The following is a 16,460-nucleotide window of genomic DNA, read 5'->3' as shown; positions in this document are numbered from 1 at the left end:
CGCTCCGTATAGTGCGCGCCATCGACAACGCAGACACGTTGACGAAGCTGCCCAGGTGGTGAAATTGGTAGACACGCCAGCTTCAGGTGCTGGTGACCTTACGGTCGTGGAAGTTCGAGTCTTCTCCTGGGCACCAATTTCGAGTCTCGTGACTCACACAAAAAACCCGCGAAAGCGGGTTTTTTGCATTCTGCCCTCCCGATTCGCAAAAGAAGATTTATTAAAATCAAATCAGGGGTTTACAGATCAAAATGCGCTCCGTATAGTGCGCGACATCAACAGCGACATCGCTGATTGAGAAGCCCAGGTGGTGAAATTGGTAGACACGCCAGCTTCAGGTGCTGGTGACCTTACGGTCGTGGAAGTTCGAGTCTTCTCCTGGGCACCAATTCAGATAAAACCCGCGAAAGCGGGTTTTTTCGTTTCCGGCGTTTGAAAATTCCTGTGGCGAGGGCGCTAGGCTCCCGCTGGCGGACAACCCCCGCCTCGGTTTAGCCACAACGCCGAATGGCGACGGCTTCGCAGCCGAGCGGGAGCAAGCCCCTCACACCGGAATCTGCCCCCTCCTCCGCGCATAGCAAACCCTCGCTCCAACCTCAAGGCGCATTTGAGAACCAAACTCGTTTATCATTGTTGCAAGTTTTTGCAATGCGACAGTGAGGAACCCTGCGAATGATGCTTCGAAATACCCTGCGCCGCGGCTTGACCTTCACCCTGCTCGGCCTGGCGCTCGCCACTCCCCTCACCCAGGCTGCCGACCCAGTCGCCCTGACGCTCTATAACGGCCAACACAAGGAAGTCGGCGACGCGGTCGCCAAGGCTTTCGAAGCCAAGACCGGCATTCACGTCAACGTGCGCAAAGGCAGCAGCAACCAGCTCGCCAGCCAGGTCATCGAAGAAGGCGACCGCTCCCCCGCCGACGTGATCTACACCGAAGAGTCCCCGCCCCTGAACAACCTCGGCGAACTGGGCCTGCTGGCCAAGGCCGACGACACCACCCTGGCGGTGCTGCCCAAAGAATACGTGGCCGGCAACGGCACCTGGATCGGCATCACCGCGCGGGTGCGTGTCGTGGCGTTCAACCCCAAGCTGATCGATGAGAAAGACCTGCCCAAGTCAGTGCTGGACTTCGCCGATCCGCAGTGGCAAGGCAAGGTCGGCTTCGTCCCGACCAGCGGCGCCTTCCAGGAACAGGCCGTGGCGATCATCAAAAAGCACGGCCGCGACGCCGCCGAAGAATGGCTGACCGGCCTGCGCGCCTTCGGCAAGACCTACAGCAACAATATGGTCGCCCTCAAGGCGGTGGAAAACGGCGAAGTGGCCACCGTGCTGGTGAACAACTACTACTGGTTCGCCCTGCAGCGCGAAAAAGGCAAACTGGATTCGAAACTGCACTACTTCACCGGCGGCGACGTCGGCGGGCTGATCACCGTATCCAGCGCCGCGGTCCTCAAATCCAGCAAGCACCCCAAGGAAGCCCAGCAACTGCTCGCCTACATGGCCAGCGAAGAAGGCCAGCGCGTGATTACCCAGACCACTGCCGAATACCCGCTGCACAAAGGCATGGAATCGGACCGCGGGCTCAAGCCGTTCAGCGAGCTGGAAGCGCCGGACGTGACCCCGGCCGACCTCGGCAACGCCGAAGAGGCGCTGGACCTGGAACGTGAAGTCGGCCTGAACTGATGGCCGCCCCGCTCTCCGCCCCCGCCCGCGGCGGTTACTTGCCGCGGCGCAAACGGCCGTCGGTCTGGCTGTTGCTGCCGGTCTTGCTGCTGGTGGTGCTGAGCCTGCTGCCGCTGGCCTACGTCGGCCTGAAGGCCTGGCAGGCCGGCTGGGCCCAGGCGCTGCACTTGTTGTGGCGCCCCTACGTGTTCGGCCTGCTGCGCAATACCCTGGCGCTGATGGTCGGCGTGACGCTGGCCTGCGGCGTGATCGGCCTGTCGCTGGCCTGGCTGCTGGAACGCAGCAACCTGTCGGGGCGGCGCCTGTGGGGCGTGATCCTGTGCCTGCCGTTCGCGGTGCCGGCGTTCGTCAGCAGCTTCACCTGGGTGTCCCTCAGCGCGCAGTTCGAAGGCCTGGGCGGGGCGATCCTGGTGATGAGCCTGTCCAAGTATCCGCTGATCTTCCTGCCGGTCGCGGCGACACTGCGCAACCTCGACCCGTCCCTGGAAGAGTCGGCCCGCACGCTGGGACAGAGCCGCTGGGGTGTGTTCTTTCGCGTCACCCTGCCGCTGCTCTGGCCGTCGCTGCTGGCGGGTTCACTGTTGATCGCGCTGCACATGCTGGTGGAGTTCGGCGCGCTGTCGATCATCGGCCTGCAAACCTTCACCACCGCGATCTATCAGCAGTTCGAACTGGAATTCAGCAACGCCAACGCGGCCATGCTGTCGGCGGTGCTGCTTGCCCTGTGCCTGACCCTGCTTTGGCTGGAACTGCGCATGCGCGGCAAGGGCCGCCACGTACGCACCGGCCAGGGCGCCGCGCGCCGGGCCGAACAGGTGCGCCTCGGCGCCTGGGCGATCGCCGGCCAGTCGTACTGCCTGTTGCTGGCGGTCGTGGGCAGCGGCATTCCTCTCGGCATGCTGGGCTACTGGCTCGCCGTGGGGTCTTCGGCCGCGTTCCCGGTCGCCGCCATCAGCGAAGCGCTGCTGTCGTCGCTGGCGCTGTCACTGGGCGGCGCAGCGTTGTGCCTGGTGCTGGCGGTGCCGGTCGGGTTGCTGGTGGTGCGCCACAAGGGCCGCCTGGCGATCTGGGCCGAGCGCCTGCCGTACCTGCTGCATGCGCTGCCGGGACTGGTGATCGCGCTCACGCTGGTGTATTTCGCCCTGCATTACGTGCCTGCGCTGTACCAGACTTCGGCGCTGCTGCTGATCGCCTATGCCTTGCTGTTCCTGCCGCTGGCCCAAGCGCCGATCCGCACCGCGCTGAACAAGGCCGCGCCGCAGCTGGAAGAAGCGGCGCGCACGCTGGGCGCGTCGTCCTTCACTGCGTTTTGCCGGGTGACCCTGCCGATCATCTTCCCGGCGCTGGGCGCAGCGTTCGCGCTGGTCTTCCTGGATGCGATGAAGGAACTGACCGCGACGCTGCTGCTCAGTCCGACCGGACTCAACACCTTGGCCACCGAAGTGTGGGCGCATACGGCGAACGTGGAGTTTGCGGCGGCGGCGCCTTATGCGGCGCTGCTGATCGTGGTGTCGGGATTGCCGGTCTATCTGCTGACCACCCGGATGTACCTGAGCCGCTGAGACCGCCCCCACAGGATCCGTGTTGCGCACGTATCCTGTGGGAGCCAGCCTGCTGGCGATGGCGTCAGCCCAGACACCACACGGCAAGGGCAGAATGCTGCCCCCACATGGATTGGCGCCGGGCGCACAGCCTGTGGGAGCGGGCTTGCCCGCGAAAGGGCCCGCCCAGACAACCGCTAGGCCCGGAACTGCCCCAGGCTCGCCTTGAGCTGCGCCGCCAACCCGTCCAGCACCTTGCCGCTGGCCGTGGTCTCCTGAACCGCCTGAGCCGCTTTCTCGGCCTGGGCATGGATCGTCTCGACCCGCCCGCGCACCGCCTGCGCGCCCTGCGCCTGATGCGCCGCCGCCTGGGTGGCCAGACCGATGGCCGCATGCACCTGCTCGACCGACGCCTGCACCGACTGCTGCAGCCGCGCGCTGTCGCGCAACACCAGCAAGCCTTCGCTGGCCTGGCGTCCGGCCTGGCCGATGGCGTCCACCGCCTCGCGCGCGCCCTGCTGCAAGGCCACGATGTGCGCCTGGATGTCGCCGGTGGAGCTTTGGGTCTTGCTCGCCAGCGCCCGCACTTCGTCCGCCACCACCGCGAACCCGCGTCCGGTCTCGCCGGCCCGCGCCGCCTCGATGGCCGCGTTGAGCGCCAGCAGATTGGTCTGCTCGGCGATGCCGTGGATCACGGTCAGCACCACTTCGATCTGCTCGCTCTGCTGGGCCAGCCGCTCGATGACCTTCGCCCCGGTGTCGACCTGCCCCGCCAACGCTTCGATCAGGCTGCCGACCTTGGCCGAGGTGCGGGTGTTCTCGTCGGTGGCCTGACGGATGTCGACCACCTGCTGCAGCGCCGCCTGCATCGCCTGGCTTTCCGACTGCGCCTCGTCGGCCATCTGCGACAGCGCCCGCAGGCTTTCGGCGACCTCATCGCGCTGCATGCCGGCCGCCGCGTCGGCCCCGGCATTGCGCAGGGTCATCGCGCCGATTTCCACGCCCGTGCGCTGGGCCACATCCCCCGCTTCGCGCACGATCGGCTGCAACTTATCCACAAAGCGGTTGACCGCCGAGGCCATGTCGCCGATCTCGTCCTTGCTGTTGATCTGCACACGCTTGGTCAGGTCGCCCTCGCCTGCCGCCAGGTCGTCCATCGCCGTATTGAGCATCTTCAGGCGGTTGACCACCCGGTGTCCCAGCACCACCGCCAGCATCAGCAGCACACCGCAACCGACCAACGCCAGGCCCATACCGATGCGCCAGCGCAGCGTCGCGGCGGCGTCCTGCACGGTGCTGGCGGTGTTGGCCTTCATTTCCGCGGCCGTGGTCTGCGCCGATTGCAGGCGCGCGCGCATGGCCGCGGCGCTGTCGGCGGCGGCGCCCTTGAGGCTGTCGCCGACCAACTGGTCGCTGCTGGCGATCAGAGCCGAGAAGCGCTGGTCGAGGGCGGCCAGGTCGGCATCCACCGACGCCGTCGAGACACCCATCAGCACCTTGCCGATCTCCACACCGTTGGGGTTGATCGAGGCTTCGAGGTAAAAGACCGACGGATCGCGCTTGGCCGCATCCAGCAGCTTGTCCAGCGCCCGCTCGCCCTGGCCTTTCTCCAGCAATGCCTTGTTGATCGGGTTTTCGCGGTTGAGGTAACGGGTCAGGTGCTGGCCGGTGGCGTCGTCGTAGACCACGAACAGCACGTTGGGATTGCGCTGGGCCCGGCGGGCGAACTCGGACAGGGTCGGCACGTCGCTGTCCCACATGGCGCGGGGCGCGACCGAGGCCAGCAACTGGGCCATGTCGTTGGCCGAGTCCTTCAGGTCCTTTTCCAGGGTCGCACGCAGCTGGGCCTGTTCGTCCTTCAGGCGCGAGGACAGGCCGGCGGTGAGCCGCTGACGGGTATTGGTCGAGAGCGTATCGAGACTGGAGGTGACTTCGCGCCCGGCCTGCTCCAGCTCGCCGGAGAGTTTCTGGCTGTCGGCGCCCAGGCGTGTGCCGAGGTCGGCCTCCAGCGCCGTGACGGTGCTCCGTGTCAGGGCAACGGCCACCAGCACTTGCACCAAAAGGGCGATACCGAGGGTAACGAACACAGGCCGCAGCAAACGGCTTTGTAACAGTGAGAGAACAGCCGACACTTTGAATCCCTCTACTTTGACGCCATTAAATTGATGGCACTTCTTGTGGGGATATTTGCAGCAAAGGTCATGCCGTCCAACAGGCATAAACGACAAAGGCCCCGATCAAGGGGCCTTTGTGTTTTTACATCAACGACTTATCACGCGAACGGATGGCGCAGAACGATGGTTTCGTTGCGGTCCGGACCCGTCGAAATAATGTCGATCGGCGCGCCGACCAGCTCTTCGATGCGCTTGATGTAGTTGCGCGCGGCCTGCGGCAGCTCTTCCAGGGTCTTGGCGCCCAGGGTCGATTCGCTCCAGCCCGGCATCTGCTCGTATACCGGCTCCAGGCCGATGTAGCTGTCGGCGTCGGTCGGCGCGTCGATCACTGCACCGTCCTGGTTCTTGTAGCCGACGCAGATGTTGATGGTTTCCAGGCCGTCCAGCACGTCCAGCTTGGTCAGGCACAGGCCCGAGATGCTGTTGACGTCGATGGCGCGACGCAGGATCACGGCATCGAACCAGCCGCAGCGGCGGGCACGGCCGGTGGTGGCGCCGAACTCATGGCCGCGCTTGGCCAGGAACGCGCCGACGTCGTCGAACAGTTCAGTCGGGAACGGGCCCGAACCGACACGGGTGGTGTACGCCTTGGTGATGCCCAGGATGTAGTCCAGGAACATCGGGCCGACGCCGGAACCGGTGGCGATGCCGCCGGCGGTGGTGTTGGAGCTGGTGACGTACGGGTAGGTGCCGTGGTCGATGTCCAGCAGCGAACCCTGGGCGCCTTCGAACATGATGTCCTTGCCGTCGCGGCGCAGGCTGTGCAGCTCGGCGGTGACGTCGAGCATCATCGGCTTGAGCAGCTCGGCGTACTCCATGCACTCGTCCAGGGTCTTCTGGAAGTCGATGGCCGGCTCTTTGTAGTAATTGACCAGCACGAAGTTGTGGTAGTCCAGCAGCTCGCCCAGCTTGGCGGCGAAACGCTCGCGGTGGAACAGGTCACCGATGCGCAGGCCGCGGCGCGCGACCTTGTCTTCGTAGGCCGGGCCGATGCCGCGGCCGGTGGTGCCGATCTTCAGCTCGCCGCGGGCCTTTTCACGGGCCTGGTCCAGCGCCACGTGGTAGGACAGGATCAGCGGGCAGGAAGGGCTGATGCGCAGGCGCTCGCGCACCGGCACGCCTTTTTCTTCCAGCTTGTTGATTTCCCGCAGCAGGGCGTCGGGTGCAACCACCACGCCGTTGCCGATCAGGCACTGCACGCCTTCGCGCAGCACGCCCGACGGAATCAGGTGCAAGACGGTTTTCTCGCCGTCGATCACCAGGGTGTGGCCAGCGTTGTGGCCACCTTGGTAGCGCACTACGGCGGCAGCATGTTCGGTCAGCAGATCAACGATCTTGCCTTTGCCCTCATCACCCCACTGGGTGCCCAGGACTACGACATTCTTACCCATAACACTTGTCCTCATTCGCGCAAACTTGGTGCCGGCACCTGCCGGCAGGAAAACTCAAGAAGCCAGTGGCGATACTTGCCAAAGCCCGTTCTGCTGGATCAATTGACGGTCGCAGTCCGCTTCACGGGCGGCGGCCAAAGGTTGCCCAGGCAAGGCCTGGACGACACGCTGACCCTCACTGCGCAACTGGCAGACCTGCTGCCAGAGTGCCGCATCCGTACTGTCAGGCATCCAGATACCGCCGGACGGTAGCTCGATCTCAGCACGCCCCAGGGTCACCAGGGTTTTCAAATCGGTGGAGAAGCCGGTGGCCGGACGGGCGCGGCCGAAGTCGGCGCCGATGTCGTCGTAGCGGCCGCCCTGGGCGATGGACTGACCCACGCCCGGCACGAACGCCGCGAACACCACACCGGTGTGGTAGTGGTAGCCGCGCAGCTCGCCCAGGTCGAAATACAGCGGCAGCTGCGGGAAGCGCGCCGCCAGGCGCTCGGCGATCGCCAGCAGATCCTCCAGCGCCGCCAGCACCGGCGCCGGCGCATTGGCCAGGCGCTCGCGGGCGGCGGTCAGCACTTCACGGCCGCCGCACAGATCCACCAGCGCGCGCAGCATGCCCGCCAGCTCCGCCGGCAGGCCTTCGGTCAAGGCTGTGACCTCGTCGATGGCCTTGCGTTGCAACGCGTCGAACAGCTGTTGCTCGACCTCGCCGGACAGTCCGGCAGCGCGGGCCAGGCCGCGGTAGATGCCGACATGCCCCAGGTCCATGTGCACGTCCGGCACATCGGCCAGCTGCAGCATGGCCAGCAGCAGGCTGATGACTTCGACGTCGCTGCTCGGGCTGGCGTCGCCGTAGAGCTCGGCGCCCAACTGGATCGGGCTGCGCGAGGACGACAGCGCACGCGGCTGGGCGTGCAGCACGCTGCCGGCGTAGCAGAGGCGGTTTGGGCCTTCGCGGCGCAGGGTGTGCGCGTCGATGCGCGCCACCTGCGGGGTGATGTCGGCACGGAAGCCCATCTGCCGGCCCGACTGCGGGTCGATGACCTTGAAGGTACGCAGATCCAGATCCTGGCCCGCGCCGGTCAGCAAGGATTCCAGGTACTCGATATGGGGAGTCACGACGAACTCGTAACCCCAGCTCTGGAACAGATCCAACACCTGACGACGCGCCACTTCAATGCGCGCCGCTTCCGGTGGCAGCACTTCTTCGATGCCATCTGGCAGCAGCCAGCGGTCTACCGTTGCCATTACGCCATTCCCCTTTGATCCGGGCGGCCAGCCCGAGGGCGAGCCTTGAGTGAAGCAGAAAATGACTGGCCTGCGCAAAAGACACGCGCATGGGCGACGAAGCGAAAAGCCCTGTCACCGGCTTCGCCAATCACTTTCCTCGAAAAACCGTCGGGCCCTCGGGCCCGCGCCCTGCACCAAAAACAGCAATCAAACGTGCAGACGCAAAAAAGCCGGGAATTTCCCGGCTGCCGCATCATACACACGTTTTCCAAAAGGATCACCCCGCCCGAGGTTTTAGCCGCCGGGCGGAATGACGCAGGTCAACGTCGAATCAAGGCTTGGCTTTCTCCAGGTACTTGAAGAAGTCGCTGCTCGGGTCGAGCACCATGACGTCGGACTTGTTCGCGAAGCTTTCACGGTAGGCGCGCAAGCTACGGTAGAACGCGTAGAAATCCTGGTCCTGGCCGTAGGCCTTGGAGTAGATCGCAGCGGCCTGGGCGTCGCCGTCACCGCGAACCTCTTCGGACTCGCGATAGGCTTCGGCCAGCAGCACGCGGCGTTGGCGATCGGCGTCGGCACGGATGCCTTCGGCCAGCTCGTTACCCTTGGCGCGGTGCTCACGGGCTTCACGCTCGCGCTCGGTGCTCATCCGCTCGAACACGCTGCGGTTGACTTCCTTCGGCAGGTCGATGGCCTTGACCCGGACGTCGACCACTTCGATGCCCAGTTCCTTCTCCGCCATCTTGTTCAGCGACGCGGTGATGTCGGCCATCAGCGCATCGCGCTCGCCCGACACCACTTCGTGCAGGGTGCGCTTGCCGAACTGGTCACGCAGGCCCGACTCCAGACGACGGGACAGACGCTCGTCGGCGATCTGCTTGAGGCCGGAGGTCGCGGTGTAGAAACGCTCGGCGTCCTTCACCCGCCATTTGGCGTAGGCATCGACCATGACGGCTTTCTTTTCCAGGGTCAGGAAGCGCTGCGTCGGTGCGTCCAGCGTCATCAGGCGGGCGTCGAACTTGCGCACCTGGTTGACGTACGGCACCTTCACATGCAGGCCCGGCTGGACATCGGCCTGGACCACGCGACCGAATTGCAGCAACACCGCACGCTCGGTCTGAGCCACGATGTAGAAGCAGTTCCAGGCAGCGATCGCCACGACCACGCCGACGATAAGGGCGATCAGCGATTTATTGCTCATCAGCGACTCTCCCGGGTACGTGCCTGCTGTTGCTGCAGATCCGCTGCGGCACGCACATTGGCTTCATTGCTGGTGGCTGCCGCACCGCCGCTCACCGGAGCGCTGGTGTTGCGGCCACTTTCGACCATCTTGTCCAGCGGCAGGTAAAGCAGGTTGCTCTGGCCGTTCTTGTTGCCGGTCACGAGCACCTTGCTGGTGCTGCTGAAGACTTCCTGCATGGTGTCCAGGTACAGGCGCTGACGGGTGACCTCAGGTGCCTTGCGGTACTCGGCGACCAGCTTGGTGAAGCGGTCGGCCTCACCCTTGGCGCGGGAGATCGTCTCGTCGCGGTAGCCGTTGGCGTCCTCGATGATGCGCTGGGCCTGGCCACGGGCTTCCGGCACCACGCCGTTGGCGTAGGTCTCGGCCTGGTTGCGGGAACGCTGCTCGTCTTCACGGGCACGGATCACGTCGTCGAAGGCTTCCTGGACTTCGCGCGGCGCCGCGGCGCTCTGCACGTTGACCTGGGTGACGGTGATGCCGGTGCGGTAGGTGTCGAGGAAGCGTTGCAGGCGCTCCTTGATCTCGCTGGCCATCAGCTCACGGCCTTCGGTCAGCACCTGGTCCATGGCGGTGGAACCCACCACGTGGCGCAGGGCGCTGTCGGTCGCATGCTGCAGGCTGATTTCCGGCTGGTCGACGTTCAGCACGAAGTCCTGCAGGTTGCTGATCTTGTACTGCACGGTCAGCGGCACTTCGACGATGTTCTCGTCTTCGGTCAGCATCTGACCCTGCTTGGTATACGCACGCTCACGCGTGACGTTTTCCATGTACTTCTTGTCGATCGGCGGGAAATAGATGTTCAGGCCCGGGCCGACGGTCTCGTAGTACTTGCCGAAGCGCAGCACCACGGCCTGCTCCTGCTCGTCCACCACGTACACCGCGCTGTACAGCCACACGGCCGCCAGCACGACCAGACCGATGCCGAGCAGGCCGCCGAAGCCGCCGCCCTTGCCCGATCCGCCCCCGTCGTCACCCCGTTTCTTGCCACCACCGAACAACCCGTTAAGGCTTTCCTGCAGCTTGCGGAAGGCCTCGTCGAGATCCGGCGGGCCCTTGCGGTCGCCATTGTTGCGACGCTTGCCACCCCAAGGATCCTGATTGTTCGAGTTGCCACCCGGCTCATTCCAAGCCATAGCGCTCTCCATCTGATAAAGCAAAGACGCGCCCACGGCGCGCCGCCCCATGCTACAGAATGCCTGTCACCGCGGCACAACCGCTTTTTCAGGCTTTTATTGCAAAGTGTGTTGCTCGATGAAGTCCACCGGCTGCAATCCTTCGCGGCTCACCAGCCGGTTCAGCTCGATCCGCGGCAACCGGACGGCCAGCAGGCTGGCGCCTTCGTCGTCGTGTTCTTCTTTCTGCACCGCGCCCAGTTCGAAGAACTGCGCGCGCAACCTGGCGAAACGTTGCGGCAAGCGCAGCGTGCCGACGAACAGGTCATCGCCGAGCAGCTCTGCCACCGCCTGCTTGAGCAGGTCCAGGCCGGAGCCGTCCCGCGCCGACAGCCAGACCCGCTGCGGCCGGCCATCGGCGTCGCGCTGGATCTGCGGCTCAACGCCCTCGAGCAAATCGAGTTTGTTGTATACCTCCAGGATCGGCAAGTCTTGCGCCCCGATCTCGTCGAGCACCACCATCACCTGCTCGATCTGCTCCATCCGGTCCGGCTCGTGGGCGTCGATCACGTGCAGCAGCAGGTCGGAGTTGCTCGACTCTTCGAGCGTAGCCCGAAACGCCTCGACCAGTTTGTGCGGCAGGTGACGGATGAAGCCCACGGTGTCGGCCAGCACGATCGGCCCGAGGTCTTCCAGATCCAGACGGCGCAGGGTCGGGTCGAGGGTGGCGAACAGTTGGTCCGCCGCATACACCTCGGACTCGGTCACCGCGTTGAACAGCGTCGATTTGCCGGCGTTGGTGTAGCCCACCAGCGACACCGTCGGGATGTCCGCGCGCTTGCGTCCGCGCCGCGACTGCTCGCGCTGGCTGCGCACTTTCTCCAGCCGGGACTTGATCTGCCGCAGACGAACCCGCAGCAGGCGCCGGTCGGTCTCGAGCTGGGTCTCGCCCGGGCCGCGCAGGCCGATGCCGCCCTTTTGCCGCTCAAGGTGGGTCCAGCCGCGCACCAGCCGCGTGCTCATGTACTCAAGCTGGGCCAGTTCAACCTGGAGCTTGCCTTCATGGGTGCGGGCGCGTTGGGCGAAAATATCGAGAATCAGACCCGTGCGGTCGATCACGCGGCACTCGAACTCGCGCTCGAGGTTGCGTTCCTGACTGGGTGAGAGGGTGTGATTGAAAATCACCAGGTCGACCTGTTCGGCCTTGACCAGGTCGCGCAACTCCTCGACCTTGCCACTGCCAATCAGGGTCTTGGCGGTTGGCCGATGACGCGGCACGCTGAAAAACGCGACGGTCTCGGCGCCAGCCGAAAGTGCCAACTCCTGAAACTCCTGCGGATCTTCGCGCGCCTCAGGGTCCTGACCATCCAAGTGAACGAGAATGGTTCGTTCACCACCACCGTGGCGCTCAAAGAACAAAGGAGACTCCTATCAGGCGTTACCAGGCTCTGCGTCACCTGCATCGGATTCGGTTGCGCTTGGCAGACGAATTGGACGGACCGGCACGACGGTAGAGATAGCGTGTTTGTAGACCATCTGGCTGACGGTGTTCTTCAGCAGGATGACGAACTGGTCGAACGACTCGATCGTACCTTGCAGCTTGATGCCGTTGACCAGGTAGATGGAAACCCCCACTTTCTCTTTACGTAAAGTATTCAGGTAAGGGTCTTGTAGCGAATGCCCTTTTGACATGTGCCGCACTCCTTTAAGGATTCAATAATAAAAAAATAGGTAAACGGGTGGCTTTTGCCGCCACACCCCCAAGGATAGACGGCAATTGCAGGGACTCAGCTCAATATGGAGATCGTCCCAAGGTATTTCAAGGCGCGTGGCAGATTGTCGCAATCCAGACTGTCGAGCCAATGCAAACCATCCCAGCTGCGCAGCCAGGTGAACTGGCGTTTGGCCAATTGGCGCGTGGCGATGATGCCCCGCTCCTGCATTTCGGCCGACGTCAGCTTGCCGTCCAGATAATCCCAGACCTGGCGGTAACCCACCGCACGTATAGACGGCAACCCGGCATGCAGGTCACTTCTATTGCGCAGGGCTACGACCTCGTCGATGAATCCCTGTTCCAGCATATTTGTGAATCTTTGTTTAATGCGCTCGTGCAGTACCTGGCGATTTGCCGGAGCGATCGCCAGATTCGCGACAGTATAGGGCAATTGTTGCCGCCCCGATGCGGCTGCGTCGGCACTTTGCGCAGATTGTTGCTGGCGCAGCGCGGTCATGCTCTGACCGCTGACCCGGTAGACCTCCAACGCACGACTCAGGCGCTGCGGATCGTTCGGGTGAATCCGCGCCGCCGACACCGGGTCGATGGCCGCCAACTGCTCGTGCAGGGCCTGCCAGCCAAGGCGCGCCGCCTCTTCTTCGATCTGCGCACGCACTTCGGGATCGGCCGCCGGCATGTCGGCCAGGCCCTCGACCAGCGCCTTGTAGTAGAGCATGGTGCCGCCCACCAGCAGCGGGATCTTGCCCCGGGCGGTGATGTCGGCCATGGCGATCAGCGCATCACGGCGGAAATCCGCAGCCGAGTACGCCTCGGCCGGATCGAGGATGTCGATCAGGCGGTGGGGAAACTCGGCCAACAGTTCCTTGGACGGCTTGGCGGTGCCGATGTCCATGCCGCGGTAGACCAGCGCCGAGTCGACGCTGATCAGCTCGCACGGCAGCACCTTGGTCAGCTCGATGGCCAGGTCGGTCTTGCCCGCAGCGGTCGGGCCCATCAGGAATATCGCTGGAGGAAGCTGGCTCATCAACGACCGCGCAAAAACAGTTTGTCCAGGTCGTCCAGGCCCAATTGGGTCCAGGTCGGCCGGCCATGGTTGCATTGACCGCTGCGCTCGGTGTTTTCCATGTCGCGCAGCAGGCCGTTCATTTCCGGCAGGGCCAGGCGCCGGTTGGCGCGGACCGCGCCGTGGCAGGCCATGGTGCCCAGCAGTTCGTTCAGGTGCGCCTGGATCCGGTCGCTGGTGCCGTACTCCATCAGGTCGGCCAGCACGTCGCCGACCAGCCGGTTGGCCTCGGCCTGTTTGAGCAGCGCCGGAATCTGCCGGATCGCCAGGGTTTCCGGGCCCAGGCGCTGCAGTTCGAAGCCCAGGCGCTGGAACCACGCCGCGTGCTCTTCGGCGCAGTCGGCCTCGCGCTGGCTCACCGCCAGCGACTCCGGCACCAGCAGCGGCTGGCCGCTCAGGCCTTCACTGGCCATGGCGATCTTCAGGCGCTCGTACATGATTCGCTCATGGGCGGCGTGCATGTCCACCAGCACCAGTCCCTGGGCGTTCTCGGACAGGATGTAGATGCCCTTGAGCTGCGCCAGCGCGTAGCCCAGCGGCGGGATGTCGCCCTGACCGCTCGGCAGCGCATTGCCGCCGGCCGGGGTTGCGGTTTCCGGCAGCGGCGCGAAGAACTCGCGGTAGGCGGCCTGGGCTTCGGCGGCCGGCACGGCGGACTGCGGACGCGGCGTGTACTGGTACTGGTAGCCCGCCCCGCTGCCGCCGCCGGCCGGCGCGTTGAACGACGGCTGCGCCTGGGGTTGCTCCAGCAGGGTGTTGGACGCCAGGCGCATCTCGCCCTGGGGGCCGAACTCGCCGGCTTCGAGGCCGGTCGGGCGGACGAATCCGCTGGAGGCGACCGGCGCCGCCACCTGATCCTCCGGACGCACATCGCCCAGCGCCCGGTGCAGGGTGCCGTAGAGGAAGTCGTGCACCATGCGCCCGTCGCGGAAGCGCACTTCGTGCTTGGTCGGGTGCACGTTGACGTCCACCGCCGCCGGATCGACCTCGAAGAACAGCGCGAAGGTCGGATGACGGCCATTGAACAGCACGTCGCGGTAGGCCTGGCGCACCGCGTGGGCCACCAGCTTGTCGCGCACCGCGCGGCCGTTCACGAAGAAATACTGCAGATCCGCCTGGCTGCGGTTGAACGTCGGCAGGCCGACCCAACCCCACAGGCGCAGGCCGTTGCGCTCGATCTCGATCGGCAGCGCCTGCTCCAGGAAGCCCGAGCCGCAGATCGCCGCCACACGCCGGGCGCGGGCCGCGTCGTCGCGGGCCTCATGCAGGCTGAGGATGGTCTTGCCGTTGTGACGCAAATGGAAAGCCACGTCGAAGCGCGCCAGCGCCAGACGCTTGATCACTTCTTGCAGGTGATCGAATTCGGTCTTTTCGGTCTTGAGGAACTTGCGCCGCGCCGGTGTATTGAAGAACAGGTCGCGCACCTCCACCGAGGTGCCCACCGGATGCGCCGCCGGCTGCACCCGGGGCGCCATGTCGCGGCCTTCGGTCTCCACCTGCCAGGCCTGGTCGGCGTCGCGGGTGCGCGAGGTCAGGGTCAGGCGCGCCACGGAGCTGATCGACGCCAGCGCCTCGCCCCGGAAGCCCAGGCTCATCACCTGTTCGAGGTCTTCGAGGTTGCGGATCTTGCTGGTGGCGTGCCGGGCCAGCGCCAGCGGCAGGTCATCGGCGGAAATGCCGCTGCCGTCGTCGCGCACCCGCAGCAGCTTGACGCCGCCCTGCTCGACGTCGACATCGATGCGCCGGGCGCCGGAGTCCAGGCTGTTTTCCAACAGTTCCTTGATCACCGACGCCGGGCGCTCGACCACCTCGCCGGCGGCGATCTGGTTCGCCAGCCGGGGGCTGAGCAGTTCAATGCGGGCCGAACTCAACACTTGGTTCATTCCTTGGACGCCAGTTCAGTGCCGGGAATGGTCAGGTGCTGACCGACCTTGAGCTCATCGCTGCTCAGGTTGTTGGCGCTGCGCAGCGTGGCCGGCGACACCTGATAGCGCACGGCGATCATCGCCAGGGTTTCGCCCGGGCTCACCCGGTGGTCGCGCGGCCCCTGGGCGATCTTGCCCGAGTCACGCAGCCAGGCGATGTAGGTGCCCGGCGGCGGGTTCTGCTGGAAGAACTGACGCACGCCGCTGCTGATCGACCGCGCCAGCGCCTGCTGGTGGCTCGATGCCGCCAGCTTGGAGGCCTCGTTGGCGTTGGAGATGAAGCCGGTCTCGACCAGGATCGACGGGATGTCCGGCGACTTCAGCACCATGAACCCGGCCTGTTCCACCCGTTGCTTGTGCAGCGGCGTGACCCGGCCGATGTTGCTCAGCACCTTCTGGCCGACGTTGAGACTGGAGGTCAGCGAGGCGGTCATCGACAGGTCGAGCAGCACGCCGGCGAGCATTCGGTCCTTGTCGTCGAGGCTGACGTTGCCGGCACCGCCGATCAGGTCGGAACGGTTTTCGCTGTCGGCCAGCCAACGGGCGGTCTCCGAGGTGGCGCCACGGTCGGACAGGGCGAACACCGACGCGCCGAACGCGGCGGCCGAAGGTGCGGCGTCGGCGTGGATCGAGACGAACAGGTCGGCGCCCTTCTTGCGGGCGATCTCGGTGCGGCCGCGCAGCGGGATGAAGTAGTCGCCGGTGCGGGTCAGCTCGGCGCGAAAGCCCTTCATGCCGTTGACCTGACGCTGCAGCTCGCGGGCGATCTGCAGCACCACGTCTTTTTCACGCTGGCCGCGCGAGCCCGAGGCGCCGGGGTCTTCGCCGCCGTGGCCGGCGTCGATCACCACGATGATGTCGCGTTTGCCGGCCGGGGCCGGCGGCAGCTTGATCGCCGGTTCCGCCGGGGTCACCGGCACGGCCGGCACGGTGGCCACCGACGGCGTCGGCGCAGGCGGCGGCGCGGCGTCGGCCGGGTTGTCGAACAGGTCGACCACCAGACGGTTGCCGTACTGCGCATTCGGCGCCAGGGAGAAGCTTTTCGGGGTGACGGCCTTCTTCAGGTCGATGACCACCCGCAGGTCGGTCGGCGTACGCTGGGCCGAGCGCATGGCGGTGATCGGCGTGTTGGCGGTCTGTACGTTCAGCGGCGCACCGAGGGTGGCGCCGTTGATGTCGATCACCAGCCGGTCCGGCGCGGTCAGGGTGAACACGCTGTGCTGCACCGGGCCGCTCAGGTCGAACACCAGACGCGTGTTGTCCGGCGCCCGCCACAGGCGCACGCTGTTGACCTTTGTGTCGGCCACAGCGCTGACGGTCACTGCCATCAACATCAGCCCAGCGGCAGCCACCAACGCGCGAAAGCGCA

The 16,460-nt window shown here is 65.3% G+C and carries 12 protein-coding genes and 2 tRNA genes; 4 read left to right on the top strand and 10 right to left on the bottom strand.

Annotation, left to right across the window (positions count from 1 at the left end):
- The first annotated feature begins 49 nt into the window (after window positions 1-49).
- From CAG33_RS22650 to CAG33_RS22635, 4 genes are all read left to right on the top strand, one after another.
- Window positions 50-136: transfer RNA gene (locus CAG33_RS22650), tRNA-Leu, on the top strand.
- A 165-nt stretch (window positions 137-301) separates the two neighbouring features.
- Window positions 302-388 (top strand) — tRNA-Leu (locus tag CAG33_RS22645).
- Window positions 389-672: 284 nt separating this feature from the next.
- Window positions 673-1,683 carry an extracellular solute-binding protein gene (locus CAG33_RS22640; protein ID WP_085640603.1) on the top strand — a complete coding sequence of 337 codons (1,011 nt, stop codon included), beginning with the start codon at window positions 673-675 and terminating at the stop codon, window positions 1,681-1,683.
- A complete protein-coding gene (locus tag CAG33_RS22635) occupies window positions 1,683-3,245 on the top strand; it encodes an iron ABC transporter permease (protein WP_085640601.1) in 1,563 nt (520 codons plus the stop codon). Before CAG33_RS22640 ends, CAG33_RS22635 begins: the two co-directional genes overlap by 1 nt.
- Before the next feature lie 176 nt (window positions 3,246-3,421).
- Here the strand turns inward: CAG33_RS22635 and CAG33_RS22630 are convergent, their stop codons facing one another.
- From CAG33_RS22630 to CAG33_RS22585, 10 genes are all read right to left on the bottom strand, one after another.
- Window positions 3,422-5,356, bottom strand: coding sequence for a methyl-accepting chemotaxis protein (locus CAG33_RS22630; RefSeq protein ID WP_085640599.1), 1,935 nt, complete (start codon window positions 5,354-5,356; stop codon window positions 3,422-3,424).
- A gap of 140 nt (window positions 5,357-5,496) precedes the next feature.
- The gene (locus tag CAG33_RS22625; protein ID WP_085582885.1) at window positions 5,497-6,789 is read right to left on the bottom strand and encodes an adenylosuccinate synthase; all 1,293 of its coding nucleotides are present in this window, start codon (window positions 6,787-6,789) and stop codon (window positions 5,497-5,499) included.
- A 54-nt stretch (window positions 6,790-6,843) separates the two neighbouring features.
- On the bottom strand, window positions 6,844-8,031 hold the full coding sequence (locus CAG33_RS22620) for an ATP phosphoribosyltransferase regulatory subunit (protein ID WP_085582887.1): 1,188 nt from the start codon (window positions 8,029-8,031) through the stop codon (window positions 6,844-6,846).
- A gap of 313 nt (window positions 8,032-8,344) precedes the next feature.
- Entirely contained in the window at window positions 8,345-9,214 is an 870-nt protein-coding gene (gene hflC, locus CAG33_RS22615; protein ID WP_085582889.1) for a protease modulator HflC, read from the bottom strand.
- The gene (hflK, locus tag CAG33_RS22610; RefSeq protein ID WP_085582891.1) at window positions 9,214-10,389 is read right to left on the bottom strand and encodes an FtsH protease activity modulator HflK; all 1,176 of its coding nucleotides are present in this window, start codon (window positions 10,387-10,389) and stop codon (window positions 9,214-9,216) included. The genes hflC and hflK overlap by 1 nt, the downstream gene beginning before the upstream one ends.
- 96 nt (window positions 10,390-10,485) lie before the next feature.
- The gene (gene hflX, locus CAG33_RS22605; protein ID WP_085582893.1) at window positions 10,486-11,787 is read right to left on the bottom strand and encodes a ribosome rescue GTPase HflX; all 1,302 of its coding nucleotides are present in this window, start codon (window positions 11,785-11,787) and stop codon (window positions 10,486-10,488) included.
- A 12-nt stretch (window positions 11,788-11,799) separates the two neighbouring features.
- Window positions 11,800-12,060: an RNA chaperone Hfq gene (gene hfq / locus CAG33_RS22600; RefSeq protein ID WP_003221112.1), complete on the bottom strand. Its 261-nt coding sequence runs from the start codon at window positions 12,058-12,060 to the stop codon at window positions 11,800-11,802.
- A gap of 95 nt (window positions 12,061-12,155) precedes the next feature.
- Window positions 12,156-13,127, bottom strand: coding sequence for a tRNA (adenosine(37)-N6)-dimethylallyltransferase MiaA (gene miaA, locus CAG33_RS22595; protein WP_085582894.1), 972 nt, complete (start codon window positions 13,125-13,127; stop codon window positions 12,156-12,158).
- Window positions 13,127-15,049: a DNA mismatch repair endonuclease MutL gene (gene mutL / locus CAG33_RS22590; RefSeq protein ID WP_085640597.1), complete on the bottom strand. Its 1,923-nt coding sequence runs from the start codon at window positions 15,047-15,049 to the stop codon at window positions 13,127-13,129. Before mutL ends, miaA begins: the two co-directional genes overlap by 1 nt.
- Complete coding sequence (locus tag CAG33_RS22585) at window positions 15,046-16,425, bottom strand: N-acetylmuramoyl-L-alanine amidase (protein ID WP_371856111.1); 1,380 nt, start codon at window positions 16,423-16,425, stop codon at window positions 15,046-15,048. The genes mutL and CAG33_RS22585 overlap by 4 nt, the downstream gene beginning before the upstream one ends.
- Window positions 16,426-16,460 lie beyond the last annotated feature (35 nt).

Source organism: Pseudomonas sp. B3(2017) (assembly GCF_002113595.1).
Classification (GTDB): Bacteria; Pseudomonadota; Gammaproteobacteria; order Pseudomonadales; family Pseudomonadaceae; genus Aquipseudomonas; species Aquipseudomonas ekonensis.
This window is presented reverse-complemented; position numbering and strand designations above follow the sequence as displayed.

Bases quoted from the DNA above. Each gene is read 5' to 3' on its own strand.
- CAG33_RS22640 (WP_085640603.1), top strand. From the start codon at position 673: ATGATGCTTCGAAATACCCTGCGCCGCGGCTTGACCTTCACCCTGCTC.
- CAG33_RS22635 (WP_085640601.1), top strand. From the start codon at position 1,683: ATGGCCGCCCCGCTCTCCGCCCCCGCCCGCGGCGGTTACTTGCCGCGG.
- CAG33_RS22625 (WP_085582885.1), bottom strand. From the start codon at position 6,789: ATGGGTAAGAATGTCGTAGTCCTGGGCACCCAGTGGGGTGATGAGGGC.
- CAG33_RS22620 (WP_085582887.1), bottom strand. From the start codon at position 8,031: ATGGCAACGGTAGACCGCTGGCTGCTGCCAGATGGCATCGAAGAAGTG.
- hflC (WP_085582889.1), bottom strand. From the start codon at position 9,214: ATGAGCAATAAATCGCTGATCGCCCTTATCGTCGGCGTGGTCGTGGCG.
- hflK (WP_085582891.1), bottom strand. From the start codon at position 10,389: ATGGCTTGGAATGAGCCGGGTGGCAACTCGAACAATCAGGATCCTTGG.
- hfq (WP_003221112.1), bottom strand. From the start codon at position 12,060: ATGTCAAAAGGGCATTCGCTACAAGACCCTTACCTGAATACTTTACGT.
- miaA (WP_085582894.1), bottom strand. From the start codon at position 13,127: ATGAGCCAGCTTCCTCCAGCGATATTCCTGATGGGCCCGACCGCTGCG.
- mutL (WP_085640597.1), bottom strand. From the start codon at position 15,049: ATGAACCAAGTGTTGAGTTCGGCCCGCATTGAACTGCTCAGCCCCCGG.
- CAG33_RS22585 (WP_371856111.1), bottom strand. From the start codon at position 16,425: ATGTTGATGGCAGTGACCGTCAGCGCTGTGGCCGACACAAAGGTCAAC.